The sequence below is a fragment of the Silvimonas soli genome (assembly GCF_030035605.1).
Taxonomy (GTDB): domain Bacteria; phylum Pseudomonadota; class Gammaproteobacteria; order Burkholderiales; family Chitinibacteraceae; genus Silvimonas; species Silvimonas soli.
This window is the reverse complement of sequence record NZ_CP106736.1, coordinates 3,587,275-3,603,210: the sequence shown is the minus strand read 5'-3', so window position 1 is coordinate 3,603,210 and position 15,936 is coordinate 3,587,275. Positions and strand designations below refer to the sequence as shown.

The following is a 15,936-nucleotide window of genomic DNA, read 5'->3' as shown; positions in this document are numbered from 1 at the left end:
TTGTTACTCCTCAATTATTTGCATTATTCAGGGATGGATCGGCGGCAGCCGCGTCCAGGCCTGCTACGACAAAAGGAACGAGCATGCGGGCGACCATTTGCGGGTCACGCGCATTGACGATGGGTTGCGCCATAAACAGACGCAGTACGTTGGTACCGGCAAACGCGTTGAACATGGCGTTGGCCAGGAAATGGAAACGCCAGTGCACCTCGGCTTCGCCCAGATGTGGCAGGGCTTTGACCAAGGCAGTGGTGTATCGACGAGTGAGTTCGCTGTAGCGGCGCGGCATGCTTTCTTTAAGTACCGGATGCGGCTCCACAAACGTACGAGCCAGCAAACGCACAAAGATCAAACCGCCCAAGGTAGTATCGCGACCCAGTTCACAGGCGGCGTTTACAAAGGCTTCAACCACTTGCTGTGCCGACGGATTGGCGACATCGCGCTCAAGGCGATCCAGGTGTCCGACGAACAGTCGCACGAAAGGCTCGGCGCGACGCTCAAAAACTGCCTTGAACAGGCCATCTTTGGAGCCGAAATAGTAGTTAACGGCGGCGATATTGACGCCGGCGGCTTGCGTGATCAAACGCATGGAAGTGGCATCAAAGCCGTGCTCGACGAACAGAAGCTCGGCGGCATCAAGAATACGGGTCGATGTTTCGACAGCCCGGGCGGACTCGGCCATGCTGACTCCAGAGATGTAGCGCTGTTTCAAATATTTCAAACGTTTGTTTGAAATTAACGAAGCACGACAACAAAGTCAATATTCACAACCGCAAAATGAAGATAAGGATTTTCCCGCACGGCTACGCACCAATATCGGCGCGGGTTGCGAGCCAATGCACCATTTCGGGGGATGGAGTGAGGCCGTTGCCTGAATGAAACACTCCCAAACAAAGGTGTTCAGGATCAAAGCAAGATCGGCCGATTTAGGGCTCTAGCTGGCAAAAAAGACGTAGTCGTCTGATATGAACTGTCAGATTCTGCCGGGCTTTTGCTGAGAAAACCGCAGGTTTACCCGTCCGTGTTGCTCACTTCTCGTGCATGTCGCCATCTACATAGTACCAACGGCCATCCGGCTCGCGTTTGAAGCGGCTGGTTTCATGCATGCGTGTTGCACGGCCACCGCTTTTGTAGCGAGCAACAAATTCAACCAGCCCATCGTCGCCCTGCGCTTGCGCGTGTTTGATCTCCAGACCGAGCCATTTCACCGCGCCATCCTCGGCAAAATCCAGCGTCGCTGGTCGCGTTGCCTCGGCCCAGGTTTGCAATAGATAAGGCGCTAACTGCAATACATAAGCGGCGTAACGCGAGCGCATCAGTTTTTCTGGCGTAGGCGCGGCTTCGCCTGCGTGGAACGCGCCACAACAATCGGCATAAGCCAGTTTGTTACCGCAAGGACAAGGCAGGGCAGCGGAGAGAACTTTGGAAGGTGTCATATGAGGGTGTACTGGCAAGCCAACGGGCGGCATTCCTGCCTGTCCCGGGGGTGGTAGATCGGGTAGACTGGCATCTTAATCAAATCAATTGTTTACGTCATGTCTTTCCCACCTTTGCAAGCCGCCATCTTCGATATGGACGGTTTGATGCTGGACACCGAGCGCATCGCCATTGACTGCTGGATGGCTGCCGCTGGCGAACTCAATCTCCCACTACATGAATGTGTGCCCTACGGCATGGTCGGCATGCACATGAGCAAGGTTCCGGATTATCTGCGGCTGGAACTCGGTTCTGATGCACCGGTGCAAGACTTGATCGACGCCACCCACGCCTGCTACCTGAAAGCGACTGCAGTCGCCATTCCCCATCGCCCCGGGGTGCGCGATTTGCTGGAATGGCTCAAACAACGCGGTATTCCCTGCGCGGTAGCGACATCGTCACGGCGCAGCGTGGCTGAGCATCACCTGCAAGAAGCAGGTCTGTGGCCTTACTTTGAGTTTGCCGTGTGTGGCGATGAAATCGAACATCCCAAGCCTGCGCCCGATATCTATCTCAAAGCCAGCGCCAGCCTTGGCCGCTTACCGCAAGAATGCGTGGCTTTTGAGGATTCCAATTTTGGTATCGCCGCAGCCCATAGCGCCGGGTGCCGCGTGATTATGGTGCCAGATTTGCGTCCGCCGTCGGCCGAAACCCTGGCGCTGGGTGTACCGGTGGTCGAATCGCTCAATGCCGCGCAGTTCATTGTTGATCAATGGCTGAGCGCGCAGACGGTCTGACGCGATAACGTCAAAAAGACATTTAACGCAAGCGGCACATTCTGGGGGAAGTGGCGATGGGCAAGCGCAAGCAATGGATCAAACAGCAAAGCGCGCAGGCGCAGCAACTGGTGCGTTTACATCGCGCCGTTTGCCGCAAAGGTGACGAAGCCGCGCTGCACCAGTTCCGCATTGGCCTGCGCAGCCTGCGTATTCAACTCACGCCGCTCGCCAGCCACCGTCAGGCAATCGCCAAACTTCTGACCTTGATGAAGCAGGCAGGATCGGCCACCAACGCGTTGCGCGATCGGGATGCCTTGCTCGAACTGATCGCCACCTGGCCGCAACCGTTAACTGAGCCACTCATAACCCAAATCAACGATAGCGCCCTGCCCCGCGCTCAAACGTTGCGCCAGTTGCGGCTAAAAGGCTTTGACCGGCACGTCGAGGCGCTGCCCGAGCTGTTGCAAAAGTCCTTGCCGGGCAAACGCAAGCTGACCCAGCGCATCCGCCAGACCGCACGTGTTTTGCGGCACAAATCAGGTCGCCAGTTGGTTGGTCTGGACGAACAGGCGGATGTGGCCAACTGGCACGCCGCACGCGTCACCGTAAAAAAATTACGCTATTTACATGAGCATCTGCAGCAGTGGTTGCCCAGGCGTTGGCGCGCCCTGCCCGGCGCGGCCAAACCGGCGCAAGAAGCGCTCGGGCATCTGCATGATCTAGACGTGCTGAACGAGAAATACGGTGGCCAGTTTTCGCCGGAACTAACTCTATACTGGCAACAGCAGCGCGTTAAAGCGCTGGCCGAAGCCGATCAGGCGGCACGCTCGCTGCTACACGCTCTCGCTCGCGACTCTGCCATGGCACCCCATCTATCATGACCAGCCAATTCCAATCTGAATACAACCGCCTAAATGCGCTTGGCGCGGTAGCTGGCGACGCCGATTTGCTGGCAGAAATACTTGGCGTGTTTTTATCGGATGTACCTACACGGCTGCAAACGCTTGAATCTGCGGCCAGCGCTGAAGATTTCGGCACGGTCGCGCATGAAGCACATGCCATCAAAGGCAGCTGCGGTACCATCGCGGCACACGCCAACATGCAACGGATGCAAGCGCTGGAATACGCCGCTCGCCAAGGTGATGGCGCAACGGTTGCGGAAATCTGGATGGCGTGTATGGGGGAAATGCAGAGGCTGTTACAAGACTTGCATGTGGAATATGAAAATCTGCGGCGGCACGGCGACGATCCTGCACGTTAACTAGCGCCAGCGCTCAAGCCGCAGATTCATATCCGGTAGGTGATACCGACTGCGGCTTAGTGCTTGCCGGTACTGCCAAAGCCACCTTCGCCGCGGCTGCTTTCTTCAAACGACTCAACAATATTGAGTTCCACTTGTACTACAGGCACTACCACCAATTGCGCAATGCGCTCCAGCGGTTGAATCGTGAACGAATGATTGCCGCGATTCCACACCGATACAAACACCTGGCCCTGGTAATCCGAATCAATCAGACCCACCAGATTACCCAGCACGATGCCGTGCTTATGGCCCAAACCTGAGCGCGGAATAATCATCGCGGCCAAGCCCGGGTCTGCCAGGTGAATCGCCATACCCGATGGCACCAACGCGGTAGCGCCTGGCGCCAGTTCAAGCGGTGCCGCCAGACAAGCACGCAAGTCCAGCCCGGCTGCGCCTGGCGTGGCGTAGGCGGGCAGATTGTCTTTCAGGCGTTCATCCAGAATTTTGATGTCGAGCGTGCTCATTTTTGCTTCCCCTCAAGCGTTGTTTGGTAAAGATGCGCAAGATGCGCGATCAGCTGGCGGGCCACCTCCAGCTTGGGTGCACGCGGCAGGCGATGCTCGCCCGCGTCGTCCAGCAAAATGACCTCGTTATCGTCAGCGCCCATGGCGTCTTGCACCAGGTTCGCCACCAGCAATGGCAGATGTTTGCGCTTGCGCTTGGCCTGCGCGTGTTCCAGCAGTTTTTCTGATTCTGCGGCAAAACCGACGCAGAACGGCGCATATTTACGGCTCGCCACTTGCGCCAGGATATCCGGATTGGCTGCCAGTTCCAGCGTGAGCGTGGGCGAATCTTTTTTGATTTTGTGTTCGGACTGGTTGACCACATGATAGTCAGCCACCGCCGCCACGCTGATGAAAATGTCAGTGTGCGCAACCTCGCGCTCGACCGCATCCAGCATTTCATGCGCGCTTTGCACATTAATGCGGCGGCTACCGAAAGGCGTTGGCTGGGCGGTTTCGCCAGCGACCAGCGTCACCTCGGCCCCGGCTTCCAGCGCGGCGCGGGCCACGGCAAAACCCATCTTGCCGGAACTGGTATTGGTAATGCCGCGTACTGCATCGATGCGCTCAAACGTTGCACCCGCGGTAATCAACACGCGCTTGCCCCGCAGCAGCTTGGGCTGAAAAAACGCTTCCAGCGCTTGCATGATGGCGGCGGGCTCCAGCATGCGGCCCATGCCAACTTCGCCACACGCCTGGTCGCCCGCATCCGGACCCAGCACGATTACGCCATCGGCTTTGAGTTGCGCCACATTGCGTTGATTGGGTTTGTTTTCCCACATCTGCTTGTTCATGGCCGGAGCCACCAGCAACGGGCAATCGCGTGCGGCGATCATGGTCGACAACAAATCATCACACAGGCCGTTGGCCACTTTGGCCATCAGATCGGCTGTAGCTGGTGCCACCACAATGGCATCGGCACCGCGGCTCAGATCAATGTGGGGCATGTTATTACCGATGCGGGCATCCCACTGATCGGTAAACACGGTGTTGCACGATAGAGCCTGGAACGTAACGGGCGTGACAAATGCCGCGCCCGCCTGGGTCAGCACCACCTGGACATCCCAACCGGCTTTGATCATCAGCCGTGTCAATTCGGCCGCTTTATAAGCAGCTACTCCGCCCGTTACGCCGAGCACGATGCGTTTTTGAGTTTGTTTCATGGCAAACCTGTCTGGTTTCAAGGTTGCTGATGGGCCAGAAGTGTAACAGGGTATCGCGCTGCGTTCCCCTTCCCCACCTGTCAAAGGCTCTTATGGCAATCAGTGACTGGCCCGCCGCCGAACGGCCGCGCGAAAAACTGCTGGAACGCGGCGCACAAGCGTTATCCGATGCCGAACTATTGGCGATCTTTCTGCGCGTGGGCATTGTCGGGCTCAGTGCTGTGGATCTGGCGCGGCTGTTGCTCACCGAATTCGGCTCACTCAATGGTGTATTCAGCGCGCCTCGGGCGGCGTTTGGCAAGATCGCAGGGATGGGTGACGCCAAGTACGCGCAATTGCAAGCCGTGCAGGAAATGGCCCGTCGTGCGCTGCGAGAAGACATGGCGCAAACCGATGTGCTGACCAGCCCGCAAGCGGTGCGCGACTATCTCGGTTTATTGCTACGCAACCGGCAGGTGGAGTGTTTTATCGCACTGATGCTGGATGCAGGTCATCGAGTCACCAGTGTGGTGGAACTCTCACAAGGCAGCGTCAATCAGGCCCACGTTTACCCACAGGAACTGGCGCGGCATGCCTTGCACCATCATGCCAGCGCGGTGATCGTCGCCCACAACCATCCTTCTGGTCGCGCTACGCCTTCCGCCGCGGATGTCTCGCTTACCGGCAGGCTGCACCAGGGGCTGGCGTTGCTGGATATTCGCTTGCTGGATCATTTCCTGGTTGCGGGCAACCAGGTGTACTCCTTCGCCGAGCACGGCCATTTATAGCCTGACACAGTGGGCAACATAGCTGACGGCATCATCACAGTTACCCAATTTGAGGCATGTTTAAGTCGCAAATTGGGTGGACGCACCTTACAGATGCATTGGTAGCTGACGCGTGTTGCATAGAAGCCACCGTTATGGCGCCAGCACCGGTGCACATTTGACAGTCCGAAACCCGCCTCTTCATTATCGTTTTACCGTAACTTTGAAATTACGACAGTGAAAGCCCTACCGGGCATCAGCCTGGCGAAATTTCAAGACCCGGAATCACCGAATCATTCTGACGATCAAATCGCATTAGTCCTGAGGGGATTTGCAAATGACCATCGCGCGTTACAGCCTGATTGCTGCAGCCATTCTTGGTCTTGCCGCATGTGGCAAGCAGGAACCGGCTCAATCCGACACTGCTTCGGCACCTGCTGCTTCTGCTGCAGCCGCTTCCACCGACACCTCTGGCGGCGCCGTTACCGTCAAGATCGGCCACGCTGCGCCGCTAACCGGCAATATCGCCCACTTGGGTAAAGACAACGAAGACGGCGTGAAGCTGGCGATTGATGAAATCAACGCCGCTGGCGGTGCAGATATCGGCGGCAAAAAGGTCAAGTTCGAGATGGATTCGGAAGATGACCAGGCCGATCCGAAAACCGCCACCACCGTGGCTCAACGTTTTGTCGATGAAAAAGTGGTTGGCGTGATCGGTCACTTGAACTCCGGCACCACTATCCCGGCATCCAAGATTTACTCTGACGCTGGCATCCCGCAAATCTCCCCATCCGCCACTGCCGTGGCCTACACCGCCCAAGGCTTCAAAACCGCCTTCCGCGTGATGGCTAACGATGCCCAACAAGGCAAGGTGCTGGGCGAATACGCAGTGCAAAAACTGGGCGCGAAGAAAATCGCCATTGTTGATGACCGCACCGCTTACGGCCAGGGTCTGGCCGACGAATTCGAAAAAGCCGCCAAAGCCGCCGGTGGCGACGTGGTGAAGCGCGAATTCACCACCAACCAGGAAACCGACTTCAACGCGATCCTGACCTCGATCAAAGGCACCAAACCTGACCTGATCTTCTACGGCGGCATGGACGCACAAGCTGCGCCGCTGAAGAAACAAGCCAAGAAACTGGGCATCAGCGCCAAGGTCATGGGCGGCGACGGCACCCAAACACCAGAACTGATCAAACTGGCTGGCGAAGACTCCGAAGGCATGGTGTCGTCCTCCCCAGGTCAACCGAAAGACCAACTGCCCGGCGGCAAGGAATTCCTGGACAAGTTCAAGAAGACCTTCGGCATGGAAGTGCAACTGTACGCACCGTACTGCTATGACGCTGTGAAGGTGATGGTTGAAGCCATGAAGAAAGCCGGCTCCACCGAACCGGCCAAGTACCTGCCAGAACTGGCCAAGATCGACTACCAGGGCGTAACCGGCCCGATCACCTTTGACGAAAAAGGTGACATCAAAAACGGCGCGATCACCATTTACACCGTGAAGGGTGGCAAGTGGGAAGTGCTTGAGATCGTGGGCGGCGCGAAGTAATTGGCGTTGTGACGATCTTTGCAGTGTGGTGAATAAACGGCAGCTTTGGCTGCCGTTTGTTTTTGCCCGTGCGCAGCCCCAAAAACGTGCAGGCTCCCCTCAAGGTAGCGACCCGTGCAGCAACTGAACGTGCATACCGTCGGCGGCGTGGTGCAAACCGCCCAGTCGCTCATGGAAATCGTCCCCGACGACACGCTGGAAGTGGAAGCCAGCGTCGACAACAAGGACATCGGGTTCGTGGACGCCGGGCAGGAAGCCATCATCAAGATCGAAACCTTCCCCTACACCCGCTACGGCTACCTCACCGGCACCGTCATCAAAGTCAGCAACGACGCATCACAAGACAAGAAGTTAGGTCTGGTTTATCCCGCCCGCGTCACCCTGCCGACCAGCCGCATTCATGTAGACAACAAATGGGTGAACCTGACCCCGGGGATGGCGGTGACGGTGGAAGTCAAAACCGGACGCAGACGCGTGGCGGAGTATTTCCTGAGTCCGCTGATTGAATATGCGAGTGAGAGTTTGCGGGAAAGATAAAAAATCGATTTAACGAATACGCAACCGAAATTGCAGTTATCGCACTAGTAATAATCTGTGAAGGAGATGCTCTCTCAGAAAGACAGCAAACACACCAATCTGATTGCAACATCAAAGGAAATTAAGATGCGCATTGTAAATTCGTTGTTTGTATTTTCAATTTTTCTTTCTGCAGGACTAAGTCTTGCAGATTCAGCTCCGAGGGCTGCGGTAGATACTTCTGGCTTGGGTGATTCTAAAATTGGAATGTATTTAAACGGTTCGTGGATGAATCAAGAGTCATGGATAAAGAAGCACCTGATTGAAATGTTGCAAGCGGCTGCCGGCGATAAAGAAAAGGCCAGTCAAAAAGATGCAGAATTAATTGGTCTAACGTGCAATCAAACCCCTCCCGATCAGTGTTTTTATCAAGGTGAGGTTGATTATCAATTTTTAGGTGTTCCAAAAGAAAATGAAAAAAATAGCAAAGGAAAAGTGATTTTTATAATTAACCTAGATGTTTCAAGAAATATCGACACAATGGAAGTTAAAAAAATCGAACAAAAACTAACAGAGAGTGACAAGAAATGAGCACCGTAGCCCGGATGAAGCAGAGCGAGCGTCCGGGGAGCGATATCGGCAATTTCAAACGACATGTGCAAATTGACACCTTGCTGATTGAATATGCGAGTGAGAGTTTGCGAGAACGTTAATTGGCATTGGCGTAAAAAAAATTTAAGGAATAATTGTTTGAGGCATCTGTTATTTGTGTGATGTTTTATTTGGGAGTGATTATTGGTGCTTTTTGATAAATTTGATTTTAGTGCGTTTTACAAATTATTTTTCAAAATCACGTGTACTTTCTTTGTTGTTGGATGGATTTTATATTTTTTCCTTCCTGTGGTTGGAAGGAAATATTTGACGGGGATTTTGTCCTGCGAGAGCGCGGGGGGGGTGATTTTTACTTGGCAGGTCTTTTCCAGATATGTTCTTGGGGTTATTTCGGTCTTTCTAAATATTGTTTTTTATAAAAAAACAAGTAAAAAAAATATATGGATGGATGTAAAAGATTAAAATTTAGTTCTTTTTTGATTTCGCTAATAATCTGTGTCCTGTATTTGATTTTCTCATTGGATGGGACTATTAACTATTGGTATGGCTGTGGCAATCCACATGGCGGCTGGGTTTCTTATTATGTTGTCAACATTTTTGAAATGAATGTATTAAATATGGATGTATTCTTGTTCATTTTTTTGATGTTTTTCCTTAAAATGAAAGTGGAAAATGGCAATCGGACCTGATGACTATGTAACGCTTATGAATACCATTGTTACCTCGTTGACTCGAGCTGAGTTGGGTCCTGGTGATATATATTCAGTACCGTAGCCTGGATGAAGCAGAGCGAGCGTCGGGGGAGCAATATCGGCAATTTCAAACGACATGTGCAAATTGACACCTTGCGACCCCGGATTCTCGCTATCGCTTCATGCGGGCTACGGAGGTTTGTGGCTGGCAAACAATGTGGCTAATCACGCCGACCGAGAGCCGCAGACCTCAGGCTCCGGCCGTCCGAGGGAACGCAGGATGCACGTAAAGACCCTTGGCAAACAGACGGTTCGTTCTAGCTTTTGAACTTGGGCCCCCTTGCGGCAGCGGGGTCGCCTTTTCTTTGGTTACTTTCTTTTGACGACGCAAAAGAAAGTAACGTGCTCCCGGTCACCACGGGTATCAAACGCCTTCAAAACCCGTGCCGAAGGCACTAACAAAAAGCTTTTGAAGCCATGACCACAACAGCAAGGCGGATTCCACCCGCCCTACCAAACCGCACACCAAAACCAAATCAAGATGGCCGTGTCATCTCCAACGGAACCACCCATTCTTCAAACTCTGCCTCAGTAACAAACCCCAATCCCAAAGCCGACTCGCGTAACGTCAGCCCCTCGTGATGTGCCTTCTTGGCAATCTTCGCCGCTTTGTCATAGCCAATATGCCGGTTCAACGCCGTCACCAGCATCAAATTACGCTCCAGGTTGGCATCAATCACCGCCAGATCCGGCTCAATCCCCACTGCGCAATGGTCATTGAACGCCAGCACCGCATCGCTAATCAACGCGATGCTCTCCAGCACGTTATGCACCATCACCGGCTTGTAGACGTTCAGCTGGAAGTTACCCTGCGTACCCGCAAACGCCACGGCGGCATCGTTACCGAACACTTGCACACACACCATCGTCAGCGCTTCGCATTGGGTTGGGTTGACCTTACCGGGCATGATGGATGAACCGGGTTCGTTTTCGGGAATGCGCAATTCACCAATGCCGCAACGTGGGCCGCTGGCCAGCCAGCGCACGTCGTTGGCCAGCTTCATCAAGCCGCCTGCCAGCGTGCGCAGGGCGGCGGAGGTCTGCACCAGGCCATCGTGCGCAGACAGGGCAAAGAATTTGTTGCGGGCAGACTGGAACGGAAAACCCGTCAGTTCGGCGATGCGGGCGGCGGCGGTGTCGCCAAATTGTGGGTGGGCGTTCAGGCCGGTGCCCACTGCTGTGCCACCAATGGCCAAGTCGTACAAGCCTGGTAGCGAGGCATGCACACTGGCAACGCCGAAATCAATCTGCGCCACCCAGGCGCTGATCTCTTGGCCCAGCGTAATTGGCGTAGCGTCCTGCAGGTGAGTGCGGCCCGTTTTAACCACGTCCGCATACTGCTCGGACTTGGCTGCCAAGGTCTTGCGCAATACAGCCAGCGTCGGCAACAGCCGATGCTGCAGTTGTTCCACCACCGCGATATGCATGGCGGTGGGAAAGGTGTCGTTGGAAGACTGCCCGCGATTAACGTGGTCATTCGGGTGTACCGGCGTCTTGCTACCCATCTGGCCGCCGGCCAGCTCAATCGCCCGGTTGGAGATCACCTCGTTGGCATTCATGTTCGATTGCGTGCCGGAGCCCGTCTGAAACACGACTAGCGGGAAATGCTCGTCCAGCTTGCCTGCAATCACCTCATCAGCTGCGGTTACGATCCGCTCAGCCACATCCGCGGGTAATTCGCCCAATTGCGCGTTGGCTTGCGCCGCGGCCTTTTTCAGGGTTCCCAGCGCCCGGATCATCGGCCGTTGCCACTTGAAGCGATCCACTCCAATCGGAAAGTTGCCCACCGAACGCTGGGTTTGCGCGCCCCAGTAACGATCTGCGGCGACTTCAATCTCGCCCATGGAATCCGTTTCGATACGGGACTGGGTCATGGCGTACTCCTGGGTATGAAATGGCCTGTTCTCTGAACGGCAATGAAAGACTAACCGCGCTCCAGCAAGTGCAACTGCCGCCGCCATTTCTTGGTCGGGCGACCTTTGGCCAGCGGGTGATCGAACTGCGGCGCCAGTTGTTTTTCCAGTGCGGCCTGCTCGCGCTTGACCATGCTTTCTGGCGTTTCCCGATACAGCGAGCGGGCTTTTTCACCGGAACCACGCTGGTCGGACAGGGCCAGCACTTCCACCTCAAACTCGCCATGCGGCACCTGAATGCGCAGCATGTCGCCCACTTTGAGATCGCGTGCGGGCTTGGGGCGTTCTCCATTCAAATGGATGTGGCCAGCGGTAACGGCATCCGTCGCCAAAGAACGGGTTTTGAAAAACCGCGCGGCCCATAGCCATTTATCGACGCGGTACTTCTGGATTTCTGGAGTTTTCATTCATGCACCTGATTCATTCTTCCAAACCACATTGTGGCAGACCAGCAGACAGACAATACGCCCGCTACACAGTTTCCCCAACCGGACAAACCCCAAGCGACTGCAAAGCATTCAACGTCGTAAATTAGTAGCACCGCCCCGGCTGGCTCTGCAAACCAGGACATCTCGGGAGCGAGTGACACAACCATAAAAACCAATGGCGGAGACTCTGATGAAACACATGCATAAGACCCTGTATTTCTGGGTGCTGGTGGCGATTATCGGCGGCGGCATCCTTGGGTATCTCGACCCGGCACTCGGCGTGGCACTCAAACCATTGGGAGATGGCTTTATCGCACTGATCAAAATGCTGATCGGCCCGGTGATTTTCTGTACGGTGGTGCTGGGCATCGCCAATGCGGGCGATCTGAAAAAGGTCGGCCGCGTTGGTGGTAAAGCGCTGCTGTATTTTGAAGTGATTTCAACCTTTGCGCTGGCGATTGGTTTGCTGGTCGCCAACATCCTCAAACCGGGGAAAGGTTTCAATGTTGACCCGCAAACCTTGGACCCAAAACTGACGGCCGACTTTGCGGCCAAAGCGCATGAGCAGCATATTGCGGACTTTGTGTTGCACATCATCCCCAAAACGTTCTCCGATGCCTTCACCGGTTCGGGCGATTTGCTGCAAGTGTTGCTGGTAGCAATTCTGTTTGCCTTTGCCCTGAACAAGATCGGCGAGAAAGGCAAGCCAGTACTGCATTTTGTGGAAGGCCTGTCGGATATTTTCTTTGGCATGGTCAAAACACTAATGTGGCTGGCGCCATTGGGTGCGGGCGGTGCCATGGCCTTTACCATTGGCAAATATGGCCTGAAAGCCTTGGTGCCACTGGCCAGCCTGATGGCGTGTTTCTATCTGACTTGCGCTTTGTTCGTGCTGATTGTGCTGGGCACAGTAGCTCGCATTACCGGCTTTAGCATCCTCAAATTTCTGAACTACATTCGCGATGAATTGCTGTTGGTGTTGGGCACGTCTTCGTCTGAAAGCGCGCTGGTGCAATTGATGGGCAAGCTGGAAAAAGCCGGTTGTTCCAAGTCGGTGGTTGGCCTGGTGGTACCAGCGGGTTACAGTTTTAATCTGGACGGCACCAATATTTATCTGACGCTGGCAGCGCTGTTTATTGCCCAGGCGCTGAATATTGATCTGACGCTGGGGCAGGAGCTGTCGATTCTGATCGTGGCCATGCTGACTTCCAAGGGCGCATCCGGTGTCACTGGCGCCGGTTTCATTACGCTGGCGGCTACTTTGGCGGTGGTACCGAGTATCCCGGTGGTGGGTCTGGCGTTGATTCTGGGCGTGGATCGGTTTATGTCCGAGGCTCGCGCGCTGACTAATATCATCGGCAATGGCGTGGCGGCGATTGTGGTTTCCAATTCAGAGAAAGAACTGGATCGGGAAAAACTCAAAGCGGCACTGGGTTAATCCGGTTAACGCCACGAAGTTGAATCGGGAATCCAGATATCACGATATAAAAAAGGCGACTGCGGTCGCCTTTTTTGCTGCCTCTGAAACGCCCACGAAAAACTATTGCTGTGGCACGTAGTTATGACTGGCCCGATCGCTGAGAAACCGTTCCAGCGCCCTGTGCTGCGCTTCTTTGTCATTATCTGGCGACCAATCGGTAATCATGCTGCGATAGGCAGGCTCTTTGGCCAGATCGCGCAAGGCAGCATCAATTTTACGAATGGCGGTCTGCCCCCACGCGTTTTTGGTACACGCGACATAACCGGTGAGCCAGGGTTGATCTTGGCGTAGCGGCACCATGGTGAGCCCGGCTGGCAACTCTTTGCGCTGCTCGTGGTATTGCACGATTTGCGGAAACTCCAGCGTGTAATCGATCCGTTTCAGCGCCAGCATCTGGTACGGACTGGATGGCAATGCTGCGGCAACCGGATGCATACCGGTGTTGCTGTTAGACGCCAGAATCTTGTCGATTGCCAGCCCGTATGAGCGCGACGCAACGTATGTTCCGGACAGCGAGCGATCTTTCACCAGCGCTTTCAGATCAACGCCGTCTCGCCAACGTGGATGAGCTTTAAGGACGTCTTCACGCGTCACCAACTGAATCGGCATGGTCAGCATGGCTGGCGTAAACACGGCAATGCTCTCTCGTTCTGGGGTCCGGATTGCCGAGGGGAAACACAGATTCTCACCTTGCTTCATTTGCGCAAACACACGCCCCGCTGACATCACTACTACCTTGTGATCATACTCAGGCAACTGTTTTTGCAGCATTTTCAAAAGCTTGTCGCCGGTGCCATCGCCCAGTTTGGTGACTGCATCCGAATTGTGATCCTGCAGAATAAACACGGGCGGCCAATCGAACACCCCCCAAGTGATGGTCTCGCGTGCCCATGCCGCCGAGGTCGCGCCCAGCGTCAGAAACAGCAGCAGGTTGAGAGCTATTTTGCGCATGAGCCTGCGCACTTCTTGATCGTCATTGCCATTGTCATTTCTATTTTTCTTTCCCCAGTGAATGGCCATTATACGGGACCACCTCTTGGCCAACCGCTCACAACATGGCGGCCAATCAGCATTGACGCATAAACCGGACACTCAACTGAAACGGCGGCCCGCTGATGCTTTCAATGTGACCAACTTCGGGTAGATCACACCCAAAATACCAGGCCATGCTTGATTAGTGGGCATTGATGCTGTTAAAACTGCAGATCGCCTCATCTCTGCCACTTTTGCGTGATCCGCAAATGCAGCAATACCTTGCCTGAGCGCCGATCTGGCGCGCGGTCCCCGGCGACGGTTGCATGGTCCATCCATACCTTGCGGCTTTTCATGCTGTCCTCATCCGGCTAACAGCGGCTTCGCGGCCTGCGCATTTTGCGCACGCGCGATCTCTTGTGACCTCAGCCCATGACTGCCAATAAAATGAATACAAGTACTGACTCTCTGACCTGGTCTGCTGCGCATCGTCCGTTGAACCGGCGCGATATCCAGACCCTGACGCTATCCGCCTTGGGTGGCGCGCTCGAATTCTATGACTTTGTGGTGTTTGTGTTTTTCGCCGCAGTCATCGGCGGTTTGTTCTTCCCGCCTGGTTTGCCGGACTGGCTCAAGTTGCTGCAAACCTTCGGCATCTTTGCCGCCGGTTATCTGGCGCGGCCCTTGGGCGGCATCATCATTGCCCACTTTGGCGACAAGCTCGGCCGCAAGCGCATGTTTACGCTGTCGATCTTTCTGATGGCCTTGCCAACGCTGTTTATGGGCCTGTTGCCGACCTACGCCACCATCGGCTTTTTGGCACCGGTACTACTACTGGTGTTGCGCATCATGCAAGGAGCTGCGATTGGTGGCGAAGTTCCGGGCGCCTGGGTATTTGTGTCCGAACACGTGCCCCCTACCCGCACCGGGCTGGCCGTGGGTTCACTCACCGCGGGGCTCACCTTTGGCATTTTGCTGGGCGCATTGATTGCTACAGCCATCACCACGCATTACAGCAAAGAAGAAGTCGCCGGGTTTGCCTGGCGAATTCCGTTTATCCTGGGTGGCGTGTTTGGGCTGGTCGCGGTGTATCTGCGGCGTTTCCTGGAAGAAACGCCCATCTTCAAAGAACTGCATCAACGCAAAGAGTTGTCGAAAGGCTTGCCGGTGGCGGCCACGGTCAAAAACCATCTGGCTGGTACCATTCAGGCCATGTTGCTGACTTGGGTACTCTCCGCCGCGATTGTGGTGGTGATTCTGTTTACCCCCACCTGGTTGCAAAAGACCTTTGCCGTGGCGCCAGCGTTGGCACTGCAAGCCAACAGCCTGGCCACGCTGTGCCTGACCATTGGCTGCGTGGTATTTGGCGCGGCTGCAGACAAATTTGGCGGGCGGGTCACGTTGGGTGTGGGCAGCATTGGTCTGTTGATTACCAGCTACAACTTTTACTTTCACCAACCGGTGGATGCCAGCACGCTGATGCTCAATTACGCGTTGGCAGGGTTCTTTGTCGGCGTGGTGGGCGTGGTGCCTTATCTGATCGTGCGCTCGTTCCCGGCGGCGGTGCGCTTTAGCGGGGTGTCGTTTGCCTACAACGTGGCTTATGCCATTTTTGGTGGCCTGACGCCGGTGCTGCTGTCGGTGTGGATGACTACCGATCACCAGGCGCCAGCGCACTACGTTGCGGCGCTATGCGTGCTGGGGATTATTCTGGCAGTTGCCAAACAGCCCAAACGCCACTGAATGCCCGCAAACAAAGCTACTTAAAAAGCCGCCTATATGGCGGCTTTTCTTTCGCCAA

General features: G+C 55.0%; 17 protein-coding genes. 10 read left to right on the top strand and 7 right to left on the bottom strand.

Features of this window, described 5'->3' with window-relative positions:
- Window positions 1-10 precede the first annotated feature (10 nt).
- Window positions 11-682, bottom strand: a complete 672-nt coding sequence (locus N7220_RS16600) for a TetR/AcrR family transcriptional regulator (protein WP_283148632.1) — start codon at window positions 680-682, stop codon at window positions 11-13.
- 346 nt (window positions 683-1,028) lie between these two features.
- Entirely contained in the window at window positions 1,029-1,436 is a 408-nt protein-coding gene (locus tag N7220_RS16595) for a YchJ family protein (RefSeq protein ID WP_283148631.1), read from the bottom strand.
- A gap of 99 nt (window positions 1,437-1,535) precedes the next feature.
- Here N7220_RS16595 and N7220_RS16590 point away from each other — a divergent pair, with 99 nt between their 5' ends.
- From N7220_RS16590 to N7220_RS16580, 3 genes are read left to right on the top strand one after another with little or no spacing between them, the layout of a single operon-like run.
- A complete protein-coding gene (locus N7220_RS16590) occupies window positions 1,536-2,213 on the top strand; it encodes an HAD family hydrolase (RefSeq protein ID WP_283148630.1) in 678 nt (225 codons plus the stop codon).
- Between the two features lie 56 nt (window positions 2,214-2,269).
- Complete coding sequence (locus N7220_RS16585) at window positions 2,270-3,076, top strand: CHAD domain-containing protein (RefSeq protein ID WP_283148629.1); 807 nt, start codon at window positions 2,270-2,272, stop codon at window positions 3,074-3,076.
- Entirely contained in the window at window positions 3,073-3,456 is a 384-nt protein-coding gene (locus tag N7220_RS16580) for an Hpt domain-containing protein (RefSeq protein WP_283148628.1), read from the top strand. The genes N7220_RS16585 and N7220_RS16580 overlap by 4 nt, the downstream gene beginning before the upstream one ends.
- A 56-nt stretch (window positions 3,457-3,512) precedes the next feature.
- Here the strand turns inward: N7220_RS16580 and dut are convergent, their stop codons facing one another.
- Window positions 3,513-3,962, bottom strand: coding sequence for a dUTP diphosphatase (gene dut / locus N7220_RS16575; protein ID WP_283148627.1), 450 nt, complete (start codon window positions 3,960-3,962; stop codon window positions 3,513-3,515).
- Window positions 3,959-5,164 carry a bifunctional phosphopantothenoylcysteine decarboxylase/phosphopantothenate--cysteine ligase CoaBC gene (coaBC, locus tag N7220_RS16570; protein ID WP_283148626.1) on the bottom strand — a complete coding sequence of 402 codons (1,206 nt, stop codon included), beginning with the start codon at window positions 5,162-5,164 and terminating at the stop codon, window positions 3,959-3,961. The genes dut and coaBC overlap by 4 nt, the downstream gene beginning before the upstream one ends.
- A gap of 92 nt (window positions 5,165-5,256) precedes the next feature.
- Between coaBC and radC the strand changes: the two genes are divergently transcribed.
- The 5 genes from radC to N7220_RS16545 all read left to right on the top strand — a co-directional run bounded on the left by radC (window position 5,257) and on the right by N7220_RS16545 (window position 8,691).
- The gene (gene radC / locus N7220_RS16565; protein ID WP_283148625.1) at window positions 5,257-5,931 is read left to right on the top strand and encodes a RadC family protein; all 675 of its coding nucleotides are present in this window, start codon (window positions 5,257-5,259) and stop codon (window positions 5,929-5,931) included.
- A gap of 316 nt (window positions 5,932-6,247) precedes the next feature.
- The gene (locus tag N7220_RS16560; RefSeq protein ID WP_283148624.1) at window positions 6,248-7,462 is read left to right on the top strand and encodes a branched-chain amino acid ABC transporter substrate-binding protein; all 1,215 of its coding nucleotides are present in this window, start codon (window positions 6,248-6,250) and stop codon (window positions 7,460-7,462) included.
- Between the two features lie 114 nt (window positions 7,463-7,576).
- Complete coding sequence (locus N7220_RS16555; RefSeq protein ID WP_390901514.1) at window positions 7,577-7,999, top strand: beta-barrel domain-containing protein; 423 nt, start codon at window positions 7,577-7,579, stop codon at window positions 7,997-7,999.
- Between the two features lie 126 nt (window positions 8,000-8,125).
- Window positions 8,126-8,569: a hypothetical protein gene (locus tag N7220_RS16550; protein ID WP_283148623.1), complete on the top strand. Its 444-nt coding sequence runs from the start codon at window positions 8,126-8,128 to the stop codon at window positions 8,567-8,569.
- Window positions 8,566-8,691 (top strand): hypothetical protein, encoded by a 126-nt coding sequence (locus N7220_RS16545; protein WP_283148622.1) that lies wholly within the window; start codon window positions 8,566-8,568, stop codon window positions 8,689-8,691. Before N7220_RS16550 ends, N7220_RS16545 begins: the two co-directional genes overlap by 4 nt.
- Window positions 8,692-9,818: 1,127 nt before the next feature.
- Here N7220_RS16545 and fumC read toward each other — a convergent pair.
- Both fumC and N7220_RS16535 read right to left on the bottom strand, forming a co-directional pair.
- Window positions 9,819-11,216: a class II fumarate hydratase gene (fumC, locus tag N7220_RS16540; protein WP_283148621.1), complete on the bottom strand. Its 1,398-nt coding sequence runs from the start codon at window positions 11,214-11,216 to the stop codon at window positions 9,819-9,821.
- A 50-nt stretch (window positions 11,217-11,266) separates the two neighbouring features.
- On the bottom strand, window positions 11,267-11,662 hold the full coding sequence (locus tag N7220_RS16535; protein WP_283148620.1) for an RNA-binding S4 domain-containing protein: 396 nt from the start codon (window positions 11,660-11,662) through the stop codon (window positions 11,267-11,269).
- A 211-nt stretch (window positions 11,663-11,873) separates the two neighbouring features.
- On the opposite strand from N7220_RS16535, the gene N7220_RS16530 reads away from it, so the two are divergent.
- On the top strand, window positions 11,874-13,121 hold the full coding sequence (locus N7220_RS16530; protein ID WP_283148619.1) for a dicarboxylate/amino acid:cation symporter: 1,248 nt from the start codon (window positions 11,874-11,876) through the stop codon (window positions 13,119-13,121).
- A gap of 102 nt (window positions 13,122-13,223) precedes the next feature.
- Here the strand turns inward: N7220_RS16530 and N7220_RS16525 are convergent, their stop codons facing one another.
- On the bottom strand, window positions 13,224-14,114 hold the full coding sequence (locus tag N7220_RS16525) for a TIGR02285 family protein (protein ID WP_283148618.1): 891 nt from the start codon (window positions 14,112-14,114) through the stop codon (window positions 13,224-13,226).
- Between the two features lie 468 nt (window positions 14,115-14,582).
- Between N7220_RS16525 and N7220_RS16520 the strand changes: the two genes are divergently transcribed.
- Window positions 14,583-15,878 (top strand): MFS transporter, encoded by a 1,296-nt coding sequence (locus N7220_RS16520; RefSeq protein ID WP_283148617.1) that lies wholly within the window; start codon window positions 14,583-14,585, stop codon window positions 15,876-15,878.
- The last annotated feature ends 58 nt before the right edge of the window (window positions 15,879-15,936 follow it).

Excerpts from the sequence above, each read along its gene's own strand:
- N7220_RS16600 (WP_283148632.1), bottom strand. The coding sequence starts at position 682 with ATGGCCGAGTCCGCCCGGGCTGTCGAAACATCGACCCGTATTCTTGAT.
- coaBC (WP_283148626.1), bottom strand. The coding sequence starts at position 5,164 with ATGAAACAAACTCAAAAACGCATCGTGCTCGGCGTAACGGGCGGAGTA.
- N7220_RS16525 (WP_283148618.1), bottom strand. The coding sequence starts at position 14,114 with ATGCGCAAAATAGCTCTCAACCTGCTGCTGTTTCTGACGCTGGGCGCG.
- N7220_RS16545 (WP_283148622.1), top strand. The coding sequence starts at position 8,566 with ATGAGCACCGTAGCCCGGATGAAGCAGAGCGAGCGTCCGGGGAGCGAT.
- N7220_RS16590 (WP_283148630.1), top strand. The coding sequence starts at position 1,536 with ATGTCTTTCCCACCTTTGCAAGCCGCCATCTTCGATATGGACGGTTTG.
- N7220_RS16560 (WP_283148624.1), top strand. The coding sequence starts at position 6,248 with ATGACCATCGCGCGTTACAGCCTGATTGCTGCAGCCATTCTTGGTCTT.
- N7220_RS16535 (WP_283148620.1), bottom strand. The coding sequence starts at position 11,662 with ATGAAAACTCCAGAAATCCAGAAGTACCGCGTCGATAAATGGCTATGG.
- N7220_RS16585 (WP_283148629.1), top strand. The coding sequence starts at position 2,270 with ATGGGCAAGCGCAAGCAATGGATCAAACAGCAAAGCGCGCAGGCGCAG.
- dut (WP_283148627.1), bottom strand. The coding sequence starts at position 3,962 with ATGAGCACGCTCGACATCAAAATTCTGGATGAACGCCTGAAAGACAAT.
- fumC (WP_283148621.1), bottom strand. The coding sequence starts at position 11,216 with ATGACCCAGTCCCGTATCGAAACGGATTCCATGGGCGAGATTGAAGTC.
- N7220_RS16550 (WP_283148623.1), top strand. The coding sequence starts at position 8,126 with ATGCGCATTGTAAATTCGTTGTTTGTATTTTCAATTTTTCTTTCTGCA.
- N7220_RS16530 (WP_283148619.1), top strand. The coding sequence starts at position 11,874 with ATGAAACACATGCATAAGACCCTGTATTTCTGGGTGCTGGTGGCGATT.
- N7220_RS16595 (WP_283148631.1), bottom strand. The coding sequence starts at position 1,436 with ATGACACCTTCCAAAGTTCTCTCCGCTGCCCTGCCTTGTCCTTGCGGT.
- N7220_RS16520 (WP_283148617.1), top strand. The coding sequence starts at position 14,583 with ATGAATACAAGTACTGACTCTCTGACCTGGTCTGCTGCGCATCGTCCG.
- N7220_RS16580 (WP_283148628.1), top strand. The coding sequence starts at position 3,073 with ATGACCAGCCAATTCCAATCTGAATACAACCGCCTAAATGCGCTTGGC.
- radC (WP_283148625.1), top strand. The coding sequence starts at position 5,257 with ATGGCAATCAGTGACTGGCCCGCCGCCGAACGGCCGCGCGAAAAACTG.